Genomic DNA, 26,151 nt, shown 5'->3' with positions numbered 1-26,151 from the left:
AACTTAATGTTGAAGAAAATATAGGGGAATCAGCAGTGGGGGATAATTCAAGGCGGACGACAGCAGCAAGTTCTGCTGTCAAACAGCCGCGTTTTTCACGACGAAATTTTTTAGAGTTACTGACAATCTTGGCTGTTATTGCTTGTGCCATTTATAGTTTTTGGCCAGATTACAGTGGACCAGCGCAAGTGCAACTGGATCAAGGTAAGATCAGTTATCAAGGTCGAGTGGCGCATCAAAAGTTTAATGGACAGGGCACTTTAAAAATTGCTAACCAGGGGACTTACGTGGGTCAGTTTGTTGATGGTCGATTCAATGGTGTTGGCAAATATACCGCGACTAAAGGCTGGCTTTATTCTGGCCACTTCAAGTCTGGCGCGATTAGCGAGCAAGGTCAGATATTGAATGCACAGCAACAAGTGATCGGTAAATATAAGAATGGGGTCTTGGAGCGGCCATGAGAATAAAATGGTTTAGTTTTGTGCGGATAACCGGGCTGATTCTAGTATTAACCTATCATTTTTTTAAGAATCTGTTACCTGGTGGTTTTATTGGCGTTGATATCTTCTTTACGTTTTCTGGTTATTTGATTACCGCCTTAATGATTGATGAGTTTCATCGCCACGACGGTTTTAATTTACAAGGATTTTATCGGCGACGTTTTTATCGCATCGTACCACCATTGGTATTATCTATTTTGTTGGTCATACCTTTTACGTATTTAATTAGTCGCGATTACGTCACTGATATTGGTAAACAAATTACTGCAGCCTTAGGCTTTACGACTAATTTTTATGAAATTGCAACAGGGGGGAGTTATGAAACTAACTTCATTCCCCATTTGTTTGTCCATACGTGGTCATTAGCGGTTGAAATGCATTATTACATTATTTGGGGTTTATGCGCCTTCGTTATCGCTAAGCTGATTAAGCATGGTCAACAACAGCGAAGCACAACAAGAGCACTACTTATTTTTAAATTATCACTATTTGTATTGTCTAGTATATTTTTAATTGCTAGTTTTGCGGCTATGGTTATTGGTTCGTTACATCTCAAAGAGTTTTCACCGGTTTATTTTTCAACATTAACTCATTGCTTCCCATTCTTTTTAGGTAGCTGTCTGGGAATCTTAGTCGGCATTCGCGAAACGTCCACGCGTTTTAAGGTTAGCGTTCAAAGATGGTCAGCACCGGCTGCGATTGTGGTGCTAGTTTTAAGTTTCATGACCTTACTCGGACTAAGTTTCACGTTACAATTTGATCAGCGCACAACTTATTTCTACGGATTTCTAGCTGCAAGTCTACTCGCATGCGTGATGATTTACGCAGCGAGAATACTCCATGAGAAAACACCGACGGTCGCTGAACCTAAACTTATTTCATTCTTGGCGGATACAAGCTACAGTGTTTATTTATTTCATTGGCCGTTTTTTGTGATCTTTTCGCACGTTGTAACCACTAATTTAGCTGTTATTTTAACGCTGGTGTTTTCATTATTCTTTTCGGCATTATCGTATTATATCTTAGAACCATTAATTGCCGGCAAAGCCTTACCTCTGCAAGATCAACGCATCACGCAGGCTTTAAAAAAGCAGTTTGTTCAAATTATTATGGCAGTCATTGTGGTTGCTTTAACTGTCGTGTCCGCATATACAGCTTATGCTGCGCCAACAATGACGAGTTTAGAGACCAATCTTTGGACTGGTAGCTTGTACCAAGATGCAGATCAACTAAAGACCGCTCATCAATCAGTTCTCGCCGCAATTGAAGCGAAGAAGCAGGCTGCTATCGCACGTAAAAAGAAACTCGCTGCTAAAACTGCATTGGAAAAAGCCCAGGCTGAAGAAGAAAGTATTTTAAATGCCGTCCCTAAAGGCGTGTCAATCATCGGCGATAGTGTGACATTGGGAACACGTCAATATTTAGGCGCTCACGTGGCAAACAGTTCGATTGATGCAGCAGGTAATCGAACGATGGACTTAGCCTATAAGGTCATGATGAATCAGCAAAAGAATCACATTTTACGTCAATATGTCGTGATTGCCATTGGCACCAACGCACTGAATGACTGGCAATTACAAACAGACAAAGTTATTAATTCGTTGGGAAAAGGTCATCATCTAATTTTAATGACGCCGCACGACGGATCAGCAAATGCCACATATAATTCTGAAAAATTAGCTGTTTATGAACGAACATTACCTAGAAAATATCCCTGGATTACCATTGCCGACTGGAATTCATTGGCCAAAGCACATCCAGAAGTTTTCAAAGGCAGTGATGGCACACACTTCGGTGGCAACGCTCAAGGTAATATATTATTCGCCCAATGCGTTAACGATGCTTTAATCGCTGCCAAGAAACAACCAATCAAGAAATAAGAAATAACACTAAAAAAGTCACCGTAGTTTTTCAAATAAGGTGACTTTTTTAGTGTGGTAAAATTTAGTTTAGTATGGTAAAGACATTATGATTTATACTTATTTCGAAGGAAGATAGAAGATATTTGAATAGAATTTTTAATAATCAGGTTTGATAATCAAGAATAAAAATCTTAAGTCGATCAAGTTGTTTCATATTTTGAAATCAGACGAATAAAGTCAATGACTGAAATGCTTTAAATTAAAATATTGTGATAGTGGGAAGAAGCCACTTAATTAATTTCGAATTTGAGTAGCAAAGAAGGTCAAAACATATTAGTATTTAAAAAGCATGTCAAAAGATCGAGCGTATTTTATTTTAAACAATTCTTCCAATAATATATATTATGTTAACTAAAACGAATCATTTGATTTGTTCGCATGTTTTTATCTCTACCCTACTTATTCAATCTTAATTCAACTCAATCCGAAGATAATTTAGCATGACAACATAATTAGGTAGATTTAGTATCTCTACATTTTATTTTGACGTTGAATCAACTTAACAGAACTTTTAACGTGCGTTTTATTTAAAAGATGGGTACGCTTATAATATATAGATAAAGATCAATCTTATAATATATAGATAAAGATCAATTCTGGAGGTCATAACAAATGAAAATTCTAATTATTGGTGCACATGGTCATGTTGGTCAATTAACGACGAAACTGTTGGCTGATCAAGGTAATCAGGTCTATGCTGCCGTTCGTGATGCATCACAAAATGATGAGTTGGCACAACTTGGTGGTATTCCGGTTGCTTATGATTTAATGGGTTCAGTTGCCGAAATGGCTCAAGTGATGACAACCATTAAGCCAGACGCAATTGTTTTCACGGCAGGTTCTGGCGGTCGCGGTGGTCAAAACAGAACACTGAACATTGACTTAGATGGTGCTGTTAAAACGATGGAGGCTGCACAACAAACCTTCGTCAAACGTTTCGTAATGGTTAGTGCGTTGGGAACTGGCGAGCGTGACTTTTGGGCTGATTCTTCAATTCGTGGTTATTATGTGGCCAAGTATTATGCTGATCAGTGGTTACAATTACGTACGAATTTGCAATATACGATTTTACGCCCAGGTACGCTTACTGATGCTACCCCCCTACCGGTGAAATTAATTTGAGTGGGGCGCCAACCGGTGATTTAACGGTTACTCGTGGTGATGTTGCAGCGGTGATTGCGGCTGTCCTTGACAATTCGCAGACTATTGGTGAAATTTATACGTTTGTCAACGGCTCAGAAGCAATTGAAAATGCGTTTTAGTCAACGGACTCAAGAGACAATCAAAATTAAAAAGAACAGTCACTCTGATTTTCTTGGAGTGACTGTTCTTTTTAATTAAAACACTTGTTAGAATTCTTGATAGATAGCAGGATCTTGATCAGCTAAACGGCCATCTGCTTTAGATAATTGATTAATCGCTGCCATTTCAGTATCTGTCAACTTAAAATCAAAAATATCTAAATTGGCTTTTTGTCGAGTTAAGTGACTTGATTTGGGAATTGGTAAAACTTCGAGTTGTGTTTGCCAACGCAAAATAATCTGACCAGCATTTTTATGATATTTACTGGCTAATTCTTGAAAAATCGGTTCGTTTATTTCGTTATTACCCCGGCCTAATGGACTCCAAGCCTCATCAAGGATGTGATGTTCATGATCGAATTTTCGCTGTGTTGCCTGATTGAAGTATGCGTGTAATTCAATTTGATTCACAACTGGCCAAATACCAGTCTCAGCTGCTAAGCGCTGCAAATGTTCTGGTAAGAAGTTGGAAACACCAATAGAACGAATCAAGCCAAATTTTTGCGCAGCAATCAATGCTCGCCAAGCTTCAACGTAATGGTCTTCTTGCGGATTGGGCCAATGAATCAAATACAAGTCGTAATAATCTAACCCCGCGCGATAAAGTGACTCTTGAATTGTATTCAAGGCTTCCTGATAATGATGATGACGACCTGGTAGTTTAGAAGAAATTAAAATTTCTGAACGAGGAATACCACTACGGCGCACTGCCTCACCTACCGCTCCCTCATTTTCATAGTTAAAGGCAGTATCTAATAAACGGTAACCAGTATTTAATGCTGAGACAATTGTATTAACACCAATAGCTCCGTTTAACCGATAGGTGCCAAAACCAACTTGTGGTAATACTAATCCATCACGCAATTGAAATGTTTTCATAAGAGACCTCCCTAATTCTTTGATCTGATTGTTCTTTCTGATACTGTTTGACTTTAAAACTATCAGAATGAAATTATCGATTTCACTTAGTTAATCTATTGAAACATCAACCTTTCTTTATTATACCTTTGTTCAAACGCTGGCCAAATAAAAAGAACTAGGACAAAAATCCTAGTTCTTTTTATTTAAATTGTATTGGAATAAAAGCTTGAACTCAAACTGCTAGATTAATCAACAAATACAATGCAGCTTTCCTTCTACTTTTTAAGCATCACTATCTAAACATTGTCTTAGTCGCGCGAGCCATTACTTTAGGACTCTTTTCATAATGATGAAGTTTGGTTAAATGACTTTCTGGAATACCTAAGAAATGATAAACGGCAACTTGAGCAGCACGGAATGAATATTGTTCTGTAAAGACCATATCAAACGGCATCTCTACGAACTGACTAATGAAGGCCAAGTTCGTTGATCCTTCTGGAACAACTGCTGGACGATCACCTTTGGCACGTTGATTGAACAAGGCACTCGCATAAGGCATATAGACTGGAATAACGTTAATCACGCTGTCCATAATTTCATCGACATGATTGCGAATGTTGTCTGAACTATGATCGATTGCTGCTAATTGACCAATTAATTCCTCTAACATTTCGCGACCGGTCATTTCGATGAATGGTTTAGCAACATAGTCACCAGTTTGGCGTGGATATAAACTGTAGCCCCAGAAAATTGTCTCGTTTTCCTTTTGAGCGCGGAAATGTGGTTGATGATGAACAACGATTGATAATAATTCATTGCTGTCAATAAACGTATTCAAGGCATGACCAGGTTGTTGTGTGGTAATACGGCTAATTTGATCGAGTAAATAGTGATTCTTAGTCGTTACCGTGAAACTAGACCACTCGGATTGTTCCCGATCGTTAAAGAACTTGTCAGGATGCCCCAATTGATAGAAATGTTCGGTTGCCTTCTTCCAAAGCATGGCTGATGGTGCATATTCCATATTCTCTTTAATTGGTGTATCAATATCACCAATCGAGCTGCTATCGGTGATTGAACCATTCGTATCAAAGACAAAATCGTCAGGGTCGATTTGAATTGTGCCCGTTTTTGGTTCTTTGGTATTAACTGTTTCATATTTCAAACCTGTCACCGTGATTTTATCCCGCAGTGGTGAGTCTGCAAATAATAATTCAGTGACTTTAATATTATTTTTGAAAATAACGCCTTGTTTTTCTAGAAAATGACGCATTGGTAAGATGATACTCTCATATTGATTGTATGGTGTGCGTGTGACACCTGCTAATGTGTTGATACGACTGAATTCAAGAATCATCCGGTTCATGTAACGACGCAATTCCATTGCTGAACTTTGGCGCTTGAAAGCAAAAGTTGTTTCCCACATATACCAGAAGTTAGTTGTGAAAATATGCGGCGTATTCTTAAACCATTCTTCAATACTAATATCGTTAAGCCGTTCTTCTTTACTCTCTGACATCATCATGAGCTCTGTTAAGCGGGCCCGATCGCGGTTGTTAAACTGCATATGACGATAGTCGTTCTTACCACCATGATTGCGGATACCTTCAGTTTTATCCATTAAACGAGCAACGTCATGAGTTGGATGAGCGTGATCAAAATTCAAGATATCATCAGTAACACTCCAACCAGGATGGTCTTCTGAAGGAACAGAACGTAAAACGTCCCATAAGTTCTCATAAGTTTCCTCGTTGAGCATTCGACCGCCTTTAGCCAAGAAACCTTTATTGTTACCAAGTGGTTGATTACCATACTCATGTTCATAATCACTAACTGCGGCACCATCATTCGCACCGTGCGTTTCCAAACTAAACATGGCAATTTGATTACCTTGCCAATGACCATCACGGATCAAATAAATTGCAGCTGCTAGATTACCAATGCCGGCACCGATCATATAAGCTTTACGTAACATTAAAATCACTCCTTATCAAATTATGTTGCGCTGAGTTTATCCGCAATATAACAACCTGTTTGTCTATTGCGGTATTAGATCTTTGTACATCTTGATTATAAGGCCTTTAGCAGAAAAACCAATATTCAAAGCTCATATGTTGTAAAAAAATACGACACTAAGTTAATAGTGTCGTATTGGGGCCATTTGAAAATTTAATTAACAAGATCATTATAAATACTAAATTCTAAAATTGTTATGTCGTACTTCTTCGTGCCTGTGGGAAATACTAAGTCCTAAAACTATTATGTCGTGCTTCTTCGTGCCTACGGAAAATGCGTTGGTGGAACGCTGCGAGCACGACTTTAAGCCAATCAGAGATTGTCTTAAAGCTCGGCTTTGTTGTAAGTGGTAAACCACTAACAACAATTCCGCGGCTGACCGCGATTTCCCTCCGGCACTGACTAAAGAGATGATATAGTGTGATGTAATAGCAAATTTGTACTCCTGAAAATTAGAAGTGCTTCAACCACACGTCAACTCAGCGCTTGCGCAAAGGTTGCCATCTTGTTAGCTTAGTGATGGAAAATAAATACCGCTCAGTAGTGACATTATTGTTGACGATTTATCGGCTACAATAAGGCTCGTATTTGAGACGATTTGTTCTTCAATCGGCTCAAATCGACGCGCACTACGTTCCAGCGAAAAGTATTTATTTTCCACCACGGCACCTCGCACGTTTTATAAGCAACCCTTTGCGCGAGCACGGAGAACCGCAAAATAACAGTTTTAGTTTCCACTTTTTTAAACAGTAATGCCTAGCACTAAGTATTTTTTATCACCATAATACTAGAGCATGCCAGGTCAAATTCTACTTAGTTTTCTCTGCAGCAACTAATAGCATCATCGGCCGGCGGAGTTCGTCTTTCATGCCGGGAACAGTTGCAAGTAGGTCTGCTGCGGGCATCGGTTCGACAATCTTCGTGAGATTAAATCCAGTCTGCAACAACGTATTGAGATAAGTCGTTAGCGTGCGGTGATATTTCGTCACGTGCTGACCAAGAAAAATCGCATCACGTTGACCTTCGTTAAAGTAGTGATCAACAGGCCAATATTTCGGATTACCTTGCTGATCATAGACCCAATCTTGATGACCTTCCGCTGTAAAAACAGGATGTTCAACTGAAAAAATAAATTTACCGTTAGCCGTTAAGCAACCGTTGATCTTTCGACAAATATCACTGAAATTAGGTGTGTAATGAAATGCTAACGAGCTGAGCACCACATCGAAACTATTCGGTACAAAATCTAAATCTTCCATGGCCATTTGCTGGTAGTGAACTTTCGGATTGTTAGTTTTTTGGGCAGCAACTTGGAGCATTTTTTCGGATAGGTCAATTCCTAAAACCGATTGGGCACCATTATCGGCGGCATAGCGACAGTGCCAGCCAAAGCCACAACCAATGTCTAAAACACGCTGATCGGTAAAATTGGGTAATAACTGCTTAAACTCATGCCACTCACCCGCTGCTTGCAAGCCATCAACGGAACGGGGAAACTTGCTGTATGCCGCGAAAAATTCAGCGTCATCATATTTATTCTCTTTCATCATCACTAACTTCTTTACAATTAATTGGCGTTCTGGTAATTGGCGTTTTGGTTATCACGATGCGAAAATATCTTTGATCCAGGCCAGGGCGATTGCTCTTTCACCTAAATGAGTGCCGACGACTGGTCCGAAGTAAGTGATCTCAGTCGTTAAATCAGGGAACTTGGCTTGAAGTTCAGTCTGCCATGCTTGAGCGGCCGGCAAATCGTTAGCATGAATGATCATTAGTCGCAAGGGCACCGTCGTTTGTTGATACGCCTCGGTAAAAAGTTCTTCTGCACGTTTGTAGGCTTTTTTTAGCGAACGAACTTTTTCAAAGGCAACGATTTTATTCGATTGTTCATCGAACGTTAATAGCGGCTTGATCTTCAACATTGACCCAATGAAAGCCGCCGAATTAGAAAGGCGTCCGCCACGCACTAAGTTTTGTAAATCATTCACGATGAAAACTTCATTCATGGTTTGCTTCAAACGATTTAACTCGGCAATAATTTCAGTGGCGGTTCTGCCTGCTTGGGCCATTTCGGCGGCCTTGATGACTAAATAACCCATTAAACGAACGGTGATGCCAGAATCATAAGGTATAACTTTGATGCTGTTAATTTCTGGTGCTGCTGTGATTAAGGTGTTGTAAAATCCAGAGATCGTACTGGCTAGATGAATCGACAGAACAGTATCATAACCTTCATTGGCTAAATCTTCATAAAGCCGCAGCATATCTCCTAAAACTGGTTGAGAGGTGCTGGGAAAACTTTTAGCATTGCGTAACTTGTCGTAAAATTCGGCCGTCGTCAAATCGGCGCCTTCTTCATAAACCTGATTATCAATGATTACTGGAATTGGCACGACTTTAATTTGGTATTTAGTAACTTCTTCGGCTGGTAAATAAGCCGAGCTATCGGTAACAATTGCAATTTTCAATCTAGAAATTCCCCCTTGAAGCGATGGTGCGAGTTATTACGGCCGCTTTTGTAGCATTGAGTTAATCGGCATTCTGCGATTAGTCTATGGCATTAGTGCGAACAGAATTAAGCCAATGCCAATCATTGAAGCCATCATCAATAAAAAGTCGGCTCAGACAAAACCGTTGAAGATGCCAAGGTCAATATTTAAATAGCCGCAGATCTTGTAAATTCTTTCAGTATCTTCGAAAATAAACTTGTGCATCCGAATATTTTTTCTTCCTAAATGGCTGTGCAACATTCCTAGTTAGTGTGACTGGGTACTGACGTGACTTTATGATAGAATATGATAGGTTCGGTTTTATTTATAAAGCCTTTAATCACATATTAATTCAGAAATTTTCAAAGCTAGTTTGTAGATAATAGCTACCAAATTTTACTTGAATAGTATGATTATACAGTAAAATTACTTAACCGTAAAACTCGTACTTCCTAGACTTACAACTCGAAAGGAATTTAACATGTCATTTGATGGAACGTTTCTACATGCGATGACTGCAGAACTCGTGACGACTTTTGTTGGTGGTAAAGTTGTTAAAATTCAACAACCTTATCCGCTAGAGATTATCGTCACGATTCGCAGCCACCGTCATAATTATCCCCTACTACTCTCGGCTAATCCTAGTCTTGCCCGCGCTCAAATTACCGAGATTCCTTATGCTAATCCTAAAACTGCGCCTAATTTTGTCATGACACTGCGTAAATATTTAGAAAATGCGAGTGTTGAATCCATTGAACAAGTTGAAAATGATCGAATTTTAAGAATTTCACTGCGTTCTCGTGACGAACTTGGTGATCAAGAAGATTTGTTATTAGTTGTGGAAATGATGGGACGGCACAGCAATATCTTTTTAATTGAACAAGCAACTAATCGGGTGATTGAATTAATCAAACACGTTTCGCCTGATCAAAACCGTTATCGCCTGTTAATGCCTGGTGCTCAGTATCTACAACCTGAATTATCCAGCGGATTCGATCCTTTTGCTAACGAGATTGCGACCGCCGATTGGGATCAAGTCTGGTTACAACTTCACGACTTGAAGAACAAGCCGGCCCGCGTTTGGCAGAATTTCTTCCAAGGTTTAGGAACAGACACCGCCACGGAATTAGCTGACCGTACGAAAACTGCGCGTTCGGCAACCGAAATGATTGCCATTGTCCAAAATTTCTGGCAAACTTTTGACCACGTTCAACCAACCATCGGTCAACAAAATCACAAGTTACAGTTCGCGGCGATTTCCTATCAAACGTTTACTGATTCAGTTACTAGCAATTTTACAACCTTAAGTGGCATGTTGGATCGTTTCTTTGGACAGAAAGCCGAATCTGACCGGAAACACCAACTGGCTAGCAACTTGTTACAACGTTTGAATACCGTGATTAAACGAAATCAAAAAAAGTTAAAAAAATTACAACAAACAATGGCTAGCGCACAAAATTCCGATGAAGTTCGAATTAAAGGCGAGATCTTAATGACTTATTTGCGCGAGGTACCTGAACATGCTAAGCAAGTGACGCTACCGAATTTTTATGACGACAATCGGCCACTGACAATCGGATTGTCCCCTGCCCTAACCCCGGCCAAAAATGCGCAGAAATATTTCACCCGCTATCAAAAGGATAAGAACGCGATCATTTACGTTAAGACACAACTAGAGGAAACGCAAGCTGAACTTGATTATTTGACGGGTGTTTTAGCTCAAGTTGAAGTTGGCGAACCGAAAGATATTGAAGATATTCGCGTTGAATTGGAGCAGCAAGGAATTATTCGCGCCGACAAGAAGAAAAAGAAAGCCAAAGTTAAAATCAACCCCGCTGAACAATTCTACGCCAGTGATGGAACATCAATTCTCGTTGGTAAGAATAATCTCCAGAACGATCAATTAACGTTGAAAAAGGCGCGTAAAACTGACTTATGGTTGCATACTAAGAATATTCCAGGTTCACATGTGATCATCCAATCTGACGATCCCAGTGAGGCGACAATTTTAGAGGCAGCTAAACTAGCCGCTTACTTCTCCAAGGCCCGCGCATCGAGCCAGGTACCAGTTGACTATGTCAAGGTGAAACAAATTCATAAACCCAATGGCGCCAAGCCAGGCTTTGTCATTTTCACCGGGCAAAAAACCTTGTACGTCACGCCAGAACGTGAATTAGTTGAGCAAATGCGGCATCAAAAATAAGTGTAAATTAAAGGTTCTGATTCAGTGAAAATTGAATCAGAACCTTTTTTGACTTGGCGCTTAGATTTGACTATAGCTAGCAAAATTGGCTGGCTCGTCGAATTGTTAGGTTGAGCTTCTTCGTGCCTACGGGAAATACGCTGGTGGAACGCTGCGAGCATTGGTCTGAGCCGAATGAAAAATAATTCGGTTCAAATACAAACCTTATTATAAACACTAAGACCTAGAACTGTTATCTTGTGCTTCTTCGTGCCTACGGGAAATACGTTGGTGGAACGCTGTGGGCTCGACTTTAAACCAATCCACGATTGTCTTAAAGCTCGGCCTTCTCGTAAGCGATAAATCGCTAACGAGAAGGCCACGGATGACCGCGATTTCCCTCCGGCACTGATGAAAGAGATAATATGGTGTGATTTAACAGCGAATCTGCGCTTCTAAAAATCAAAAGCAGTTCAACCACTAGTCAATTCAGTGCTTGCACAAAGGTTGCCCTCTTGCTGGCTAAGTGGCGGCGAAAGAATACCGCTCAGTAGTGAGATTCTTGTTGCAGCCTTGGCTGTTACAAGAAGGCTTGTCTTGGAGACAATTTTGCAAAAAATTGGCTTCAAGCAACGCCCACTACGTTCCAGCGCTAAGTATTCTTTCGCCGCCACGGCAACGCGCATGTTACATGAGCAACCTTTGCGCCAGCGCGAAGAACCACAACAAAACAGTTTTAGTTTCCATATCACGGCGCCTCACAGCTTTTGAAAAGGTGCGAAGAATACTCCACAAAAAGCCGATCAGTCTTCTTTTTCAACTAAAGGTTCAATGGCGAATGCCCGCGATTCTAGGACGGTTAAAATAGCCTGTGCTTCATCCATCGTTGTAATTAGTGGCACATGATGCATGACGGCGACTTCACGGAGTATTGCTCCGAGCACACTAACCGGTCCTCGCCATTCAGCGGTGTTGATAACCATTTGAATTTTACCCGTACTAATTTCGGTGTCGATATTGGGTTGCGTTTCACCAATTTCATTAACCAAATCAGTGACCAAGCCAGCCGCTTGAAAGGCAGCAGCAGTTTTGGCTGTAGCAACGATTTGATATCCTAGTCGCTTGAAATGTTGGGCCATCTCTAAACCGACTGTCATGTCATGTGAGGCAATTGAAAACAGGATTCGACCAAACCCTGGCAATGGTTGTCGAGAGGCTTCTAGCGCCTTATAAAGGGCCTTTTCAAAGGTGAAGTCAGTACCAATTGCCTCGCCAGTTGTTTTCATTTGTGTTTCTGCTAGTTTTTCCCGTTTGTTTAATTTCGTAAATGAGAAAACAGGCATCTTCACGTGAACTCCTTGAGGAACTAGTGTCGCCGCAGATGCAAAGCCCAATTCTTGCAAAGTCGTGCCCATTAAGACACGGACACCCAGGGCGATGATTTTTTCGGGAACTGTTTTATCAAGAAAGGCTAAATTACGACTTCCTTTCAAATCTATCGCTAAGACATAAAGTTGATCTTGTTTCACTAAGAAGCGAATGTTCATAAAGCCGATTGTCCCCAAAGTCGCCCCAACTTTAATGAAAACATCTTGCATGCGCTGCAACATTTCGGCGGTTAAATTCTGCGCCGGCGTAATCGTCATCACATCGCCGGAATGCAAACTCGAATGTTCTAAATGTTCTAACACCCCGGTAATCAGAATTTGCTGACCATCATAAATTCCATCAACTTCATACTTGTTGCCACTGAGAAATGCCCGTGTGGTAAAAGGAAAGTTCTCCGGATCACGCTGGAATTGTTGCGCGTACCGTTGTAAATCATGATGATTGTTGAGCACTTCAGTTGGCGAAAAAATATGGGCTGGATTAGGGTGAATTAAAATTGGAAAAGGAATCGCTGCTGGGTCAGCCAAATAAGTCGTAAATTCAGCCGGTGATTGGATCTCCTTAACGATTGGTCCCCTGAAATCTAATTGCTGCAATAAATCTTGTAATTTCGCCGGTTGGTGGACATTATTTAAGGCGGCTGCAGAAGCGCCTAAAACATTAAAGCCGGCCGCAGTCAGTCCACTCGTTAATTTACTAGCGGATTTACCACCAAGTTGGGTAATGACATAACGTGGTTGTTCAACTTGAGCGATATTGATCGCTGCCTCTAAATTGATGGGGGCATTATAAACTCGATCGGCCACACCGATACTAGTTGAGTAGGCATCAGGATTATTGTTCAATAAAATCGTCTGGAAGCCTAGTCGCCGCATCGTCAATAAACTTTGCACCGTGACATAATCAACTTCACTCCCCTGCCCAACTTCAAATGGGCCAGAACCAATAATTAGAACTTTATCGCCACTTTGTTCACACACGACTTCATTTTCGGTGCCGTAAGTTGAGAAATAATATTGAGAATGAACTAAAGGACTGCCGGCAATGGCGTTTATTTCTTGAAAACCAATCGTGATACCAGCTTCTTGGCGCAAGGCGACCAATTGATCAACCGTGACTTCCCATAGTTGACTTATTTCTAAATCAGAAAAGCCATAGCGTTTAGCATTTTTCAACACGGTCAAATCGGCCTTTTGCTCGACTAATTGTCGTTCTAATTCAATGATATGCTGAATCTTGGCGATGAAAAAGGCATCGATCTTTGAAAGATGGCTTAAATCTTCCACGGTATAACCACGACGCAGTGCTTCAGCGAGGTAAAAGATTTCCTCATCGGTCGGATAGATTAAACCAGCGGTCAACTCTTCATCAGAAAGCATTGTGATCTTGCCTTGAACCAAATGATCAGTGCGCATATCTAAAGCACGAATACCTCTGAGAATCGCAGCTTCAATGCTACGCTCTAAGATCATTACTTCTCCGGTAGACTTCATTTCTGCACCTAACGCACGATCGGCTCCAGAAATACGATCGAAGGGCCAACGCGGCATTTTGACGGCTAAGTAATCAAAAGCTGGCTCAACTAACGCCGTCGCACCTTTTTCGAACGGATGATCAATTTCATCTAACCGATAACCAACCGCTAATAAGGCAGCCACCTTAGCAAGTGGATAATTTAGTGCTTTGGCGGCAAAGGCACTCGTTCGTCCCAGTCGTGGTGTTGCTTTTAAAATCCAAAATTTACCATTCTTGGGATCTATAGCAAACTGAACATTGCAACTACCAATCACTTGCAATTGGCGGGTGATTTTGATGGCAGCATTGCGTAATTGTTGAACCTCGCGATCGGTCAAGGTTTGAATCGGCGCAAAAGTAATGGAGTCGCCAGAATGAATCCCAACCGGATTTAATTGCTCACAATTAAATAACGCGCTGACTTGATCGGCGTGATCGCGTAAAATCTCAAATTCGATTTCTTTTAAACCAGCCAAGCTATGGGTCACAGTAACGCGATGAATCGGTGAAATAGCCAAGGCACGTTCAAAAATCTCCACTAGTTCACTTTGGTTCTCAGCAATACCGCCGCCGGTACCGCCAATTGAATTAATGGGCCGAATCATAATTGGCCACCCTAATTGCGTAACTTGGTGCGTGATATCGTCGTCTGGTGTGAGTGTCAGCGTGGGATTTGTCGGTAAATCAGCTTGTTGCAGTAACTGATGGAAATCCTTGCTACTCGTTGCCTGTTGAAAGGTATGCAGACTGGGACCGATGATTTTAATTTGTAGTCGTTTCAAAACACCGTTGTGCTGTAATTGCGTTAATAAGTTAACCGTTGTTTGGCCGCCGGCATTAGCTAAAATCGCATCTGGCAGTTCTTTGCGGATAATTTCTGAAAGGAATTTCTCCGTCAACGGTTCCAAGTAAACGCGTAAATTCGGATAACTATTAGTCATGCTAGTGGCGGGATTAGAGTTAACCAGAATCACTTGATAACCAGCAGCGGCCAAAGTCGTGACAGTTTCAGTACCTAAGTAATCAAATTCACTATCTTGACCGACGACAAAAGGGCCAGAGCCAATCACTAAAATCTTATTAATATCTGTGCGTTTGACCATTAGAATTCCCTCTTTCTGCGGGCAATGTTCGCCTCCATTAATTCCAGAAAGTCATCGAAGAAATGCAGGCCATCTTTAGGACCAGGAGCAGCTTCTGGATCGAAATTCACCGCGTAAATTGGCAAATAACGATGGCGAATTCCCACGATTTCATCGCTATTAATGGCGACATAAGTACTCAATAAATCACCAATAGCATCCGTCGTCGTTAAATAAAAATTACTATTTTGCGAAACTAGATTAATATCTTGCGTAATCTTTTCTTGAACAGCCAGATTAAGGCGATGCCGGGAAAATGTGCGCGTTCTCACCGCAACGTCATTGGCTAAGACAACAATTGCGAAACCTAAACCAATTGCAAAAATAGGATAACGATTTTGAATCGTTTTAACGGTCGCAATCGTTTTAGCTAGCGCCTCAGGTTTACCGGGGCCATTACTAATTAAGACGCCATCTGGTGCTAAGCTATTAATGATGGCATCACTGGTATCATAAGGCACAACCGTCACGTTACACTGCCGTTTTGACAATTCCCGCAGTAAAGTATTTTTCAGCCCTAAGTCGATGACCACGACATTTTTGCCAATGTTGGGGCTCGGATATGGTTGTTTGGTCGAGACCTGGCTCACTTGATTATTGGCAACAACTAACGCCTTAATTTGATCATGCGCGTGTTCATCATGAGTGTCCATAATACTAGCTTTCATATTGCCAAACTTAGCAATGTGACGGTACAGACGACGCGTATCCACATTCATTAGGCCGGGAATACGCTGCTCAGTGAGAAAATCGTTCAACGTCATTTGTGAATGCCAGTGTGTGTTCAAATCGTAATTCTCACCGATCACGACAGCCTTGATTGCCGAACCGATTGCTTCATAATCATCACGATTAATGCCAGTAGCTCCCTGTTGTGGCGCCGCAAAGGCTAAAATTTGGCCTGTAAAAGCGTAATTCGTAATGGCCTCTTGATAACCAGTTGCGCCGGTATAAATCGTCAACATTCCTGTCGTATTGGTTGTGGCACCAAACGCTTCTCCGGGAAAAACTGTCCCATCTTCTAAAATTAAATATCGTTTCAAATTATCCAACTCCCCTATATGAGCAGTTATGGTTAAAATTTCATCGCGTCCGGCACTGATCATAGCTAGGCACACAAAAACGGACAATCAATTGATTGTCACGTTTTAAATTATCTCTATTATAACCTACTTGCTCTGATCAGTCGCTTGCTAACTTAGTGATCGTAAAAAAGTGAACTGGTCGTTGAACTTGTGGTTCTTTGTACCTCAGGGAATGTGGCGTGTTCATTGCTGATTAAGTTAGTGTCAACTAGAACTGTTATGTTGTCATTCTTCGCGCTTGCGCAAAGGTTGCTCATGTAACGTGCGCGTTGCCGTGGCGGCGAAGAAATACGTAACGCTGGAACGTAGTGGGCGTCGATTTGAGCCGATTAAAGGACGAATCGTCTCAAATACGAGCCTTATTGTAGCCGATAAATCGTCAACAATAATGTCACTACTGAGCGGTATTTCTTCGCCGCCACTAATCGAGTAAGATGGCAACCTTTGCGCAAGCGCTGAACTGACAAGTGTTTAAATCACTTCCAATTTTTTTAAGACGCAAAATTGTAGTTAGGACGGCACTAACACACTTTTGTCAGTGCCGGAGGAAAATCGCGGTCAGCCGCGGCATTCTTGTTAGTGGTTTACCACTTACAAGAAAGTTTGTATTTGAGACAAATCGGTTTTTGATTTGGCTCAAATCAAGCTCGCAGCGTTCCACCAGCGCATTTCCCGTAGGCACGAAGAAGCTTCAACATGACAGTTTTAGGGTTTACCACTTACAACAAAGCTTGCATTTGAGACAAATCAGTTTTTTATTCGGCCCCAATCAATACTCGCAGTGTTCCACTAGCGCATTTCCCGTAGGCACGAAGAAGCTCAACATCTCGGAATCAACGATCTGCTTTATTTTTCACTGGCTGCTTCTTGAGGCAAGATTAAATTCAAAATAATGCCAATAATAGTTGCCAAGGCGACACCGGTGAATTGGTAAGTCCCTAATTGCAAAGTAACGTTGCCGACGCCAATAATCAAAATACTAGACGCTATCATTAAGTTGCGACGCTTATTGAAGTCGATATGTTCTTCAATTAGAATGCGTAAGCCACTCGAGGCGATGACGCCGAAGAGCAAGAAGCTAATACCGCCGAGAACGGCACCAGGAATACTTTGAATTAAGGCACTGAGTTTGCCAATAAAACTAAATAAAACGGCGAAAGTGGCGGCACCAATAATGACCCAGACGCTATAAATTCGGTTAATGGCCATGACCCCGATATTTTCACCGTAACTGGTAATCGCCGGGCCACCAACTAAACCGGCAAAGATTGACGCGGTCCCATCACCAGTCAAGGTCTTATTTAAGCCGGGATCTTTGAAAAAGTTGCGCCCAGTTAGCCCGTTTAAAACCATCAAATGGCCCATATGTTCAGTCATGGTGACGAAAGCAATCGGCGCCATCATGGCAATCGAACCCCAGTAAAACTTCGGCTTGTAATTAACGAATGGCAATTCAAAATTTGGTGCTTTGAACCAATGAGCTTCAACAACTGGAGTTAAATCCACCAGACCAAAGGCCAAGGCTAAAAGATAACCGACAATAATCCCAAGAAGAATGGCAATTTCACCCCAGAAACCTTTCAAGTACATGTTGAAAACGATCGTGATTAACAATGTGAGTAACGCAACGAGTAAAATTTTGCCATTGTAGTGACCATGAGCGTCTAATGTCGCGTTGTTAGCCGCAGAAGTTGCTAAGGACAAGCCAATCGTCATGACAATCGGACCGACAACGATTGGTGGCAAAGCTTTATCAATCCAATCAGAGCCAATTCGGGAAATAATAGCCGCGACGATCACATAGACCAAGCCAACCGAGATAATCCCTTGAGAAATTCCCGGATAGCCAACTGTTTTCATTAAGGATTGCATTGGGATAATAAAAGCAAAACTAGAACCCATATAAGCGGGAATTTTACGTTTAGTGATCAGAATATGCAACAACGTCCCCACACCCGAACTGAACAACGCAATCCCGGGATCTAACCCGACTAAAATTGGCACTAGGACCGTCGAGCCGAACATCGCGAACAAATGTTGAATGGATAACGCGACCCAGGGTCCGAATTTAGGCCGATCTTCAATGTCTAAAACAATTTCATCATGATGTTGATTAGCTGGCATATTATTTCCTCCAAAATATCATTATAATTTGTGGTAATTTAATTCAAAACAACTTGATCACTAGCATCAACTTCAGTCATCTGCACACTAATTGATTCATCATGAGCAGTCGGAATATTCTTCCCCACAAAATCAGGCCGAATCGGCAGTTCACGATGCCCACGATCGATTAAAACGGCTAAGGCAATTTTTTGCGGGCAGCCGTTACTCATCAACGCATCTAAGGCCGCGCGGATTGTCCGACCAGTATAAAGGACATCGTCGACTAAAACGAGATTCTTCTGCTCAACGCCCAAATCTAGTTTTGGTTTGGCAACTGTCGCATCAATAGGACGATCATCACGGTAATTCGTAATATCTAAATTGATCACAGGTACCTGTTTACCTTCAAGTTGTTCAATTTGCTGGCCGATCCGCTGAGCCAAATACGCTCCCCGCGTTTCAATCCCCACAATCATTAAATCGCCTAGACCCCGGTTCTGCTCAATTATTTCGTAAGTCATTCGCGTTAGTACCCGGCGCAGCGCCGCCTGATCCATCACAACCTTTGCCACAATCATTCCTCCTATTTCGATGCATAATAAAAGCCCCATGACCAATAACTAGTCATGAGGCATGATTAAACTTTCAGAATTAGACAATGATTACCTAAAAAAGTCGAATTCCTTCTCAGCCTCACGGGACTAAATTAAAGGACTTAATTGAAACTAAGTGTAAAGGTTTACTTTTTGAATGTCAAGTCCCAAAAGTGTTCAACTGTATCTCGCAAGTACACTTGCGAAATATTTGTCGTAGCAGTTGCTTTTGTACTTTTGCAAAAAGACGTCATGAAATATAGTGCGCTAGCGTGACGGCGAACACTAAAACTGTTTTGTTGCGGTTCTTCGCGCTTGCGCAAAGGTTGCGTATAGAACGTGCGAGTATCGTGGTGGAAAATAAATACTAGTCGCTGGAACGTAGTGGGCATCGATTTGAGTCGATTGCAGGACAAATCGTCTCAAATGCGAGCCTTAATGTAAGCAATAAATTGCTAACATTAATGTCACTACTGAGCGGTATTTATTTTCCACCACTAAACAAGCGAGAGGGCAACCTTTGCGCAAGCGCTGAATTGACGAGTGGTTGAATTTCCTCATAAAATTTTGAGAAGTACAAACTTGCAGTTAAATCACACCATATCATCTCTTTACTCAGTGCCGGAGGGAAATCGCGGTCAGCTGTGATATTGTCGTTAATGGTTTACCATTTACGACAAGGCCGAGCTTTAAGACAATCGTAGATTGGCTTAAAGTCGAGCCCACAGCGTTCCACCAGCGTATTTTCCGCAGGCACGAAGAACCGCAACATAACAGTTTTAGATCTTAACATTCATAACCAAGTTTGAGACGAATCAGTTTTCATCCGGCTTAAAGTAATACTCATAGCGATATTTTTGACATCAATCCGGCATTATTATACGATTACCAACGTTAATCGATTTTTGGGCAAAGGGAGTTAGAACATGAAACGTTGGTTGAAATGGTTATTGAGAATTCTTGGTGTGTTTTTAGTTGTGGTGGCGGGCTACTTAGTTTACGTGTTTGCTACTTACTATCGTTTGCCGGCAAAAATGGTGCTTAAACCAGTCGCTAATCAAACCGCGCAGGTTAAAACTGGCACTAATTATACGGTGCAAACTTATAATATTGGCTATGGTGCGTACACGCCTAAAGACAGTTTCTTCATGGATGGCGGCACAGAATCTAAAGCGCGTAGTACTGCGGCAGTTAAGGGTAATCTTGCCGGTGTGATCAAGACGACGAGGGCCAACCAACCCGATTTTGCGTTCTTTCAGGAGGTTGATCGTTGGGGTCAACGTTCTCGTAACGTGGATGAAGTCAACTTGTTAACAAATGCCTTTCGAAAGAGTCATGCACGCGTTTATGGTCAAAATTATGATACTCCCTATCTTTTTTACCCTTTCAACGATCCGATTGGTGCCGCTAAATCTGGTCTGGTAACATTAAGTAATAAAAAAGTAGTGCAGGCACAACGCTACTCGCTGCCAATTGCGACGAATGTGACCAAACTGACTGATCTGGATCGCTGCTTCACTGTGACACAAGTACCAGTTGTCAATGGCCGTAAATTACAACTCATCAACGTCCACTTATCAGCTTTCACGAAGGATCAAAGTATTCAAAAAGCACAGTTCAAAAAGTTATTTGCTTATGCAGAAAACGCCTATCAAAACGGTGACTACGTTATTATTGGCGGTGACTACAATCACCGCTTATTGAAAAATAGCGCCCAAATTTTTAATTCACAAAAGTCGGGTTTAACTTGGACCCACTTATTTCCGTTTAGTGAGTTACCTCAAGGTTTTACAGTTCCTACTGCTGGTCTAGCCGCGGCCGCTGTGCCGTCTGTTCGGGGAATGGATCAGCCTTACAAAAAGGGGCGCACTTTTATAACCTTAGTCGACGGCTTCATTCTCTCCCCTAATGTTTCAGCGCAGTCAGTACACATTGCCGATACACAATTTCAATATTCAGATCACAATCCGGCCGTCCTAAAGTTTAAATTACGGCAATAATTAGCGGTTAAATAAAAATGCTGACTAAAACTAGGGCATGTCTTCAAATCATCTAAGTGGCAACATAATCGTTGCCGCAAAAAGAAAAGTTCTGAGAACCAGCGTTTTGATCAGAACAGCATAGCGAGTTATTTTAAATCAGGTCTTGGTGTCACAATAATCTAAAATAAAAGGAAGCCGAGATTTTTTCTCGACTTCTTTTTGTGATGATTCATTGTCAATTAAGCACGCATTGCGCGAACTAAATACCTAATAATTGTTGGTGACTACCAGTTCGAGCCAATACTAAAATTGACACTGTAGTAAGAACGCTGTAGACACAAACAGTTGCTATCCAACTATTTATTGCTGTTTAACGACCGTTATTCGGTACTAATCTAATCGGTTCACCCGAGCGTAATTGTGCTAAAGTTTCTGCGAAAATATCTGGTAACGGTGCTTCAAACTCGAGCCACTTGCCTGTCGTTGGATGAATAAAACCTAGTTTGGCAGCGTGCAGGAATTGTCCGTGACCGGGTAAAGTTTTCTTCGGTCCATACAAAGGATCGCCGGCGACGGGATGTTTAATATACTGTAAATGAACACGGATTTGGTGTGTGCGCCCGGTTTCTAAACGACAACGAATTAAGGTATAATCCGCAAAACGTTCGACTACTTTGAAATGAGTGACGGCATTGCGGCCGCCGGTAACGATCGCTTGACGTTTGCGATTCTTCGGATCACGGGCTAGCGGTGCATTAATTGTCCCCGTCTCTTCCGAAATCACACCATGAACTAGAGCTACATATTCACGCAAATTAGTTTTTTGCCTTAATTGTTCCGTTAATGACTTGTGGGCAACGTCGGTTTTGGCAATCATTAACAAACCCGAAGTATCGCGATCGATGCGGTGAACGATTCCGGGACGAATCTTGCCATTAATGGACGAAAGTTGGCCATGCGCCAACAAGCCATTAACTAACGTGCCATGCAAATGCCCCGGTGCTGGATGAACGACCATGCCTTGTGACTTATTGACGACAATGACTTGATCATCTTCATAGACAATATCCAGATCCATTGGTTCCGGTTGCGCGGCAATCGGTTCTGGCTCAGGTAAAACTAACGTGATCACGTCAGCCGGCTGCACTTGATACTTGGCTTTAACGACTTGACCGTTAACTTGTAGTCGTTGATTTTTAATCGCCGTTTGAACTTGAGAACGGCTGACTTCTGAAAATAATTCAGCGGCCACCTTATCAATTCGACCAGTCTCTTGGTCAATTCTTGCCGTGTATTCAGGCATTAGTATCCTCCTCATCTCGATCAAGGAAAATAACGAAGATAAATAGTAGCACCACACCAACCGTTAACGCCAAATCAGCAATGTTGAAAATAGGAAAATTAATGAAGTCTAATTGGAACATGTCAACGACAAAACCTTGGCGCGCGCGGTCGATAAAATTGCCAATTGTGCCAGCCAACATCAAAACTAGGCCCGTATAGTAAACGAGACTAGTTTTTTGAAGCCAAGCCTTAATCAATAACGGTAAAATAATGGCCACAGCAATTAACGTCACGATGTAAAAGAACCAAGTTTTGCCTTCAAAGCTACTCCAAGCCGCACCAGTGTTATGAATCTTGGTCATGGATAATAAACCAGGCACAATTGTTTCTGCGTGACCAAAGGCGATATGATTGGTGATCCAAGTTTTTAAAAGTTGATCGGCGCCGACAACAGCGGCCCCGATAATTAGAATAAGTGTGTACATCATTTGCCCCTACATTTTATTTGTGTTAGAACAAGCCGCTAATTTTTCCATCTGCATCAATATCGATTTTTTCAGCAGCTGGGTGTGTCGGCAAACCAGGCATGGTTAAAACGCTCCCCGCCATTGCCACGATAAAACCTGCACCTAACTTTGGTATTAATTCGCGAATGGTTAATGTGAACCCAGTTGGTGCGCCCAAAAGTTTAGGTTGATCTGAAAATGAATATTGTGTTTTGGCAATACAAACTGGTAATTTATCCCAGCCATGCCGTTTAATTTGACGTAATTGGGTTTTAGCCGGACCAGTTAATTCGATATCAGCGGCGCCATAAATTTTCTGCGCAATCGTGCGAATTTTAGTTGTTACTGCTTCGCCATCATCATATAAACGCTTGTAATCTGGTACTTCATCTTCAGCAGCTTCCATCACTAAATCAGCTAAGGCTAAACCACCACGGCCACCTTCTTCATGAACGTCAGTAATCGCACTGACCAATCCTTCTTGACTGATTAAATCTTGAAGCACTGCTAATTCGTTCTCAGAATCAGATGTGAAATGATTAATGCTTACCACAACAGGAATCCCGTAGCGTTGCATGTTTTGTAGATGACGATGCAAGTTCTCGTAGCCCCGTTCTAAGGCCTTGACACTTTCTTCTTTAAGTTCAGCGAGCGGTTGACCGCCATTATATTTCAAAGCGCGGACAGTGGCTACAACGACGATGACATCGGGTGTTTTCGATAACTTAGGTGTGACAATATCAAGGAACTTCTCTGCACCAAGATCTGCACCAAATCCGGCTTCAGTAATCGCATAATCACCAGCATGAATCGCAGCTTCCGTAGCTAAAATACTATTGCAACCATGGGCGATATTAGCGAAAGGTCCACCGTGAATAATTGCCGGTGTATGTTCCAAAGTTTGCACTAAGTTAGGTTTAATCGCATCTTTCAAAAGCACGGTCAATGCACCGGCGACTTTTAAATCACCCACATAAACTGGTTCACGATCATAAGTATAACCAATTAAAATTTTAGCAATTCGCTGTTTCAAATCAGCTAAACTAGTGGCTAAACATAAAACGGCCATCATTTCGCTGGCAACCGTAATATCAAAGCCATCTTGCCGCATTTCACCGTTAGCTGGCTTCCCTAAGCCAATCACAATCTCGCGCAATGCTCGATCATTAATATCTAAGGCGCGCTTCCAGATGATTCGCTTAGGATCAATCTGCAGGGCGTTCCCCTGATGAATGTGATTGTCAATTAAAGCGGCCAAAGTATTGACTGTGGCAGTTAAGGCGTGCATATCACCAGTAAAGTGCAAATTAATATCGGCCATTGGCATCACTTGGGCATAACCACCACCAGTAGCACCGCCTTTCATTCCCATCACTGGACCCAGCGATGGTTCACGTAACGCAATCACAGCCTTTTGGTGGCGCTGGCGTAACGCATCAGCCAAACCAACTAGAACCGTTGATTTCCCCTCGCCTGCTGGTGTGGGGTTGATTGAAGTCACCAGTACCAATTTGCCGGCAGGATTTTGATTTAGTTTAGTTAAGGCAGCCAAGGGTAATTTAGCCTTGTCGTGGCCGTAAGGTTCGATTTCTTGAGTCGTTAAGCCGATTTTCTCGGCAATTTTTTCAATCGGTTCTGGGACGTTCTGTTGGGCAATAGCGATATCTTCCATCTTTATGATTGCTCCTTCCACAATTTAAGTAACGCGGTCTGACGTTTAGCCGTCATTAAATAACGATAAGAAAATTTATGGTGACTTAATTCGATTTCAATGGTGTGGGGCGTCGTCGTTAGTTGCGCGACTTGTTGCTTGCTTAATACCAAAGCTTGGCGACTAAATGGGAAATGTAATTGCATTTTTCCCGCGCTAACTGTGATGAAACTGCTGAGCACCAGATGAACCGCAAGGACAACAAAAGCCCCAGCCAAAACAAGGCTGAGCCAGTTAATGGTGTCAGTCTGTTCCAGTTGTAAAATAATTCCCAACAATAACAAGCAAGTAACCCACAGCCATAAGTTAAGTCGGTTCAAAGTTAACGGTTGACAATAGAATTTTTTATTTTTAGACATAACTTTCCTCACTTGAATATTTTAGCATAGACTGGCGCTAATGTTCGCATTCACGAAATAATCGTGGGATATTGCGATATAATGACAGTATAACGAAAAAAATAGTATCATGAAAATATCATCGAGAAATTTAATGTAAGTTTCAAGATTAGGTGGTGAAACAATGCTGTGGTTAGCAACAGATGCTTCAGTTGATGACGCTAAGCAATTGACGGGAATTGGCATTCACTTGTACAATTCTGAAAAAACGATCGATGAACAACTAGGATTGGCATTGCCCTATCAAGATAATCATCACGCCGAATTTCAGGCGGTTTTGCAAGGGGTTCAATTGATCGCGGCCAGATATGCCCAACAAGCCGCTACAGTCGTTTTGCAAACAGATAGTAAGATTGTCAAGGATAGTCTGGAGAAACGTTATGCGAAGCACTACGGCTTGGAAACGGCTGCGATTTTAGCAGTGACCGATCAATTCCCATTGTTTCTAGTTAAAATGGTTAACGATAATGCTAACCGCGCCGCACATCAGTTGGCACGACAGGCCATTTATCAACGATGATCAGTGGCAACTAAAACTGTTAGATCGCGTGCCTGCGTGAATTGATGAAATGACAAGATCTAGAACTGTTGTGTTGCGATTCTTCGTGCCTGTGCAAAGGTTGCAGATGGAACGTGCGCGTTGCCGTGGCGGCGAAAGAATACTTAGCGCTGGAACGTAGTGGGCATTGCTTGAAGCCAATTTTTACAAAATTGTCTCCAAGACAAGCCTTATTGTAACAACTAAAGTTGCAACAATAATGTCACTACTGAGCGGTATCCTTTCGCCGCCACTAATTTAACAAGATGGCAACCTTTGCGCAAGCGCTGAATTGACGAGTGGTTGAGCTGCCTTCTAATTTCAGGAGCACAAAGCCACTATTAAATCACGCCATATCATCTTTTTTATCAATGCCGGAGGAAAATCGCGGTCAGCCGCGGAATTCTTGTTAATGGTTTACCATTTACAAGAAAGCTTGAGTTTGAGACGAATTGGGTTTCATTCGGCTCAAACCAATGCTCGCAGCGTTCCACCAGCGCATTTTCCGTAGGCACGAAGAACCTCGACATAATAGTTTTAGTTACCAGCATGTTAATTTAGTGACAGTGGAGAACCACAGAATAACAGTTTTAGATCCTAGTACTCAAAAAGAAATTTTTAACTTAGCTAA

Annotated in this window: 22 protein-coding genes; 8 read left to right on the top strand and 14 right to left on the bottom strand. The window is 41.8% G+C overall.

Translation table 11 applies throughout. The features are described 5' to 3' along the window. The first annotated feature begins 35 nt into the window (after nt 1-35). From EKM65_RS04570 to EKM65_RS11440, 4 genes are all read left to right on the top strand, one after another. A complete protein-coding gene (locus tag EKM65_RS04570) occupies nt 36-461 on the top strand; it encodes an MORN repeat-containing protein (RefSeq protein WP_164506818.1) in 426 nt (141 codons plus the stop codon). Continuing rightward, nucleotides 458-2,380, top strand: coding sequence for an acyltransferase family protein (locus EKM65_RS04565; RefSeq protein ID WP_125605984.1), 1,923 nt, complete (start codon nt 458-460; stop codon nt 2,378-2,380). The genes EKM65_RS04570 and EKM65_RS04565 overlap by 4 nt, the downstream gene beginning before the upstream one ends. A gap of 654 nt (nt 2,381-3,034) precedes the next feature. Further along, the gene (locus EKM65_RS04560) at nt 3,035-3,544 is read left to right on the top strand and encodes an NAD(P)H-binding protein (RefSeq protein WP_225420400.1); all 510 of its coding nucleotides are present in this window, start codon (nt 3,035-3,037) and stop codon (nt 3,542-3,544) included. Next, nucleotides 3,541-3,684, top strand: coding sequence for a hypothetical protein (locus EKM65_RS11440; protein WP_225420399.1), 144 nt, complete (start codon nt 3,541-3,543; stop codon nt 3,682-3,684). The genes EKM65_RS04560 and EKM65_RS11440 overlap by 4 nt, the downstream gene beginning before the upstream one ends. A gap of 87 nt (nt 3,685-3,771) precedes the next feature. On the opposite strand, the gene EKM65_RS04555 is transcribed toward EKM65_RS11440, so the two are convergent. The 5 genes from EKM65_RS04555 to EKM65_RS04540 form a co-directional block, all read right to left on the bottom strand. Then, the gene (locus EKM65_RS04555; protein ID WP_125605981.1) at nt 3,772-4,602 is read right to left on the bottom strand and encodes an aldo/keto reductase; all 831 of its coding nucleotides are present in this window, start codon (nt 4,600-4,602) and stop codon (nt 3,772-3,774) included. Between the two features lie 274 nt (nt 4,603-4,876). Then, complete coding sequence (locus EKM65_RS04550; RefSeq protein WP_125605976.1) at nt 4,877-6,559, bottom strand: oleate hydratase; 1,683 nt, start codon at nt 6,557-6,559, stop codon at nt 4,877-4,879. A gap of 549 nt (nt 6,560-7,108) precedes the next feature. Continuing rightward, nucleotides 7,109-7,261, bottom strand: coding sequence for a hypothetical protein (locus tag EKM65_RS11200; protein WP_164506817.1), 153 nt, complete (start codon nt 7,259-7,261; stop codon nt 7,109-7,111). Nucleotides 7,262-7,409: 148 nt separating this feature from the next. Beyond that, nucleotides 7,410-8,147 carry a class I SAM-dependent methyltransferase gene (locus EKM65_RS04545; protein ID WP_125606023.1) on the bottom strand — a complete coding sequence of 246 codons (738 nt, stop codon included), beginning with the start codon at nt 8,145-8,147 and terminating at the stop codon, nt 7,410-7,412. 54 nt (nt 8,148-8,201) lie between these two features. After that, nucleotides 8,202-9,068 (bottom strand): DegV family protein, encoded by an 867-nt coding sequence (locus EKM65_RS04540; RefSeq protein WP_125605973.1) that lies wholly within the window; start codon nt 9,066-9,068, stop codon nt 8,202-8,204. A gap of 502 nt (nt 9,069-9,570) precedes the next feature. On the opposite strand from EKM65_RS04540, the gene EKM65_RS04535 reads away from it, so the two are divergent. Further along, nucleotides 9,571-11,292 (top strand): Rqc2 family fibronectin-binding protein, encoded by a 1,722-nt coding sequence (locus EKM65_RS04535; protein ID WP_125605971.1) that lies wholly within the window; start codon nt 9,571-9,573, stop codon nt 11,290-11,292. A gap of 452 nt (nt 11,293-11,744) precedes the next feature. Here the strand turns inward: EKM65_RS04535 and EKM65_RS04530 are convergent, their stop codons facing one another. The 3 genes from EKM65_RS04530 to EKM65_RS04520 all read right to left on the bottom strand — a co-directional run bounded on the left by EKM65_RS04530 (nt 11,745) and on the right by EKM65_RS04520 (nt 16,360). Further along, nucleotides 11,745-11,945 (bottom strand): hypothetical protein, encoded by a 201-nt coding sequence (locus EKM65_RS04530; protein WP_125605968.1) that lies wholly within the window; start codon nt 11,943-11,945, stop codon nt 11,745-11,747. Between the two features lie 129 nt (nt 11,946-12,074). Beyond that, the gene (locus EKM65_RS04525) at nt 12,075-15,278 is read right to left on the bottom strand and encodes a carbamoyl phosphate synthase large subunit (protein ID WP_125605965.1); all 3,204 of its coding nucleotides are present in this window, start codon (nt 15,276-15,278) and stop codon (nt 12,075-12,077) included. Next, nucleotides 15,278-16,360 (bottom strand): carbamoyl phosphate synthase small subunit, encoded by a 1,083-nt coding sequence (locus EKM65_RS04520; protein WP_125605962.1) that lies wholly within the window; start codon nt 16,358-16,360, stop codon nt 15,278-15,280. Before EKM65_RS04520 ends, EKM65_RS04525 begins: the two co-directional genes overlap by 1 nt. A gap of 316 nt (nt 16,361-16,676) precedes the next feature. Between EKM65_RS04520 and EKM65_RS11195 the strand changes: the two genes are divergently transcribed. Beyond that, a complete protein-coding gene (locus EKM65_RS11195) occupies nt 16,677-16,835 on the top strand; it encodes a hypothetical protein (RefSeq protein ID WP_164506816.1) in 159 nt (52 codons plus the stop codon). A 413-nt stretch (nt 16,836-17,248) separates the two neighbouring features. On the opposite strand, the gene EKM65_RS04515 is transcribed toward EKM65_RS11195, so the two are convergent. Both EKM65_RS04515 and pyrR read right to left on the bottom strand, forming a co-directional pair. After that, nucleotides 17,249-18,526: a solute carrier family 23 protein gene (locus EKM65_RS04515; RefSeq protein ID WP_125605959.1), complete on the bottom strand. Its 1,278-nt coding sequence runs from the start codon at nt 18,524-18,526 to the stop codon at nt 17,249-17,251. Nucleotides 18,527-18,564: 38 nt separating this feature from the next. Next, the gene (pyrR, locus tag EKM65_RS04510) at nt 18,565-19,080 is read right to left on the bottom strand and encodes a bifunctional pyr operon transcriptional regulator/uracil phosphoribosyltransferase PyrR (protein WP_164506815.1); all 516 of its coding nucleotides are present in this window, start codon (nt 19,078-19,080) and stop codon (nt 18,565-18,567) included. A gap of 947 nt (nt 19,081-20,027) precedes the next feature. Here pyrR and EKM65_RS04505 point away from each other — a divergent pair. Beyond that, on the top strand, nt 20,028-21,101 hold the full coding sequence (locus tag EKM65_RS04505; protein WP_125605953.1) for an endonuclease/exonuclease/phosphatase family protein: 1,074 nt from the start codon (nt 20,028-20,030) through the stop codon (nt 21,099-21,101). A gap of 352 nt (nt 21,102-21,453) precedes the next feature. Here EKM65_RS04505 and EKM65_RS04500 read toward each other — a convergent pair whose 3' ends face one another. The 4 genes from EKM65_RS04500 to EKM65_RS04485 are packed head-to-tail and all read right to left on the bottom strand — an operon-like array spanning nt 21,454 to nt 24,943. Then, entirely contained in the window at nt 21,454-22,386 is a 933-nt protein-coding gene (locus EKM65_RS04500; RefSeq protein ID WP_125605949.1) for an RluA family pseudouridine synthase, read from the bottom strand. Next, nucleotides 22,379-22,852 (bottom strand): signal peptidase II, encoded by a 474-nt coding sequence (gene lspA, locus EKM65_RS04495; protein ID WP_404803125.1) that lies wholly within the window; start codon nt 22,850-22,852, stop codon nt 22,379-22,381. Before lspA ends, EKM65_RS04500 begins: the two co-directional genes overlap by 8 nt. A 25-nt stretch (nt 22,853-22,877) precedes the next feature. Then, complete coding sequence (locus tag EKM65_RS04490) at nt 22,878-24,545, bottom strand: formate--tetrahydrofolate ligase (RefSeq protein WP_125605944.1); 1,668 nt, start codon at nt 24,543-24,545, stop codon at nt 22,878-22,880. Nucleotides 24,546-24,547: 2 nt separating this feature from the next. Beyond that, a complete protein-coding gene (locus tag EKM65_RS04485) occupies nt 24,548-24,943 on the bottom strand; it encodes an EbsA family protein (protein WP_125605941.1) in 396 nt (131 codons plus the stop codon). Nucleotides 24,944-25,106: 163 nt separating this feature from the next. Here EKM65_RS04485 and EKM65_RS04480 point away from each other — a divergent pair, with 163 nt between their 5' ends. Next, a complete protein-coding gene (locus EKM65_RS04480) occupies nt 25,107-25,502 on the top strand; it encodes a reverse transcriptase-like protein (RefSeq protein ID WP_125605938.1) in 396 nt (131 codons plus the stop codon). The last annotated feature ends 649 nt before the right edge of the window (nt 25,503-26,151 follow it).

Source organism: Lapidilactobacillus bayanensis (assembly GCF_003946695.1).
GTDB classification, from domain to species: domain Bacteria; phylum Bacillota; class Bacilli; order Lactobacillales; family Lactobacillaceae; genus Lapidilactobacillus; species Lapidilactobacillus bayanensis.
Note: the sequence above shows the minus strand (reverse complement) of the source record. Positions and strands in the feature narration are given on the sequence as shown.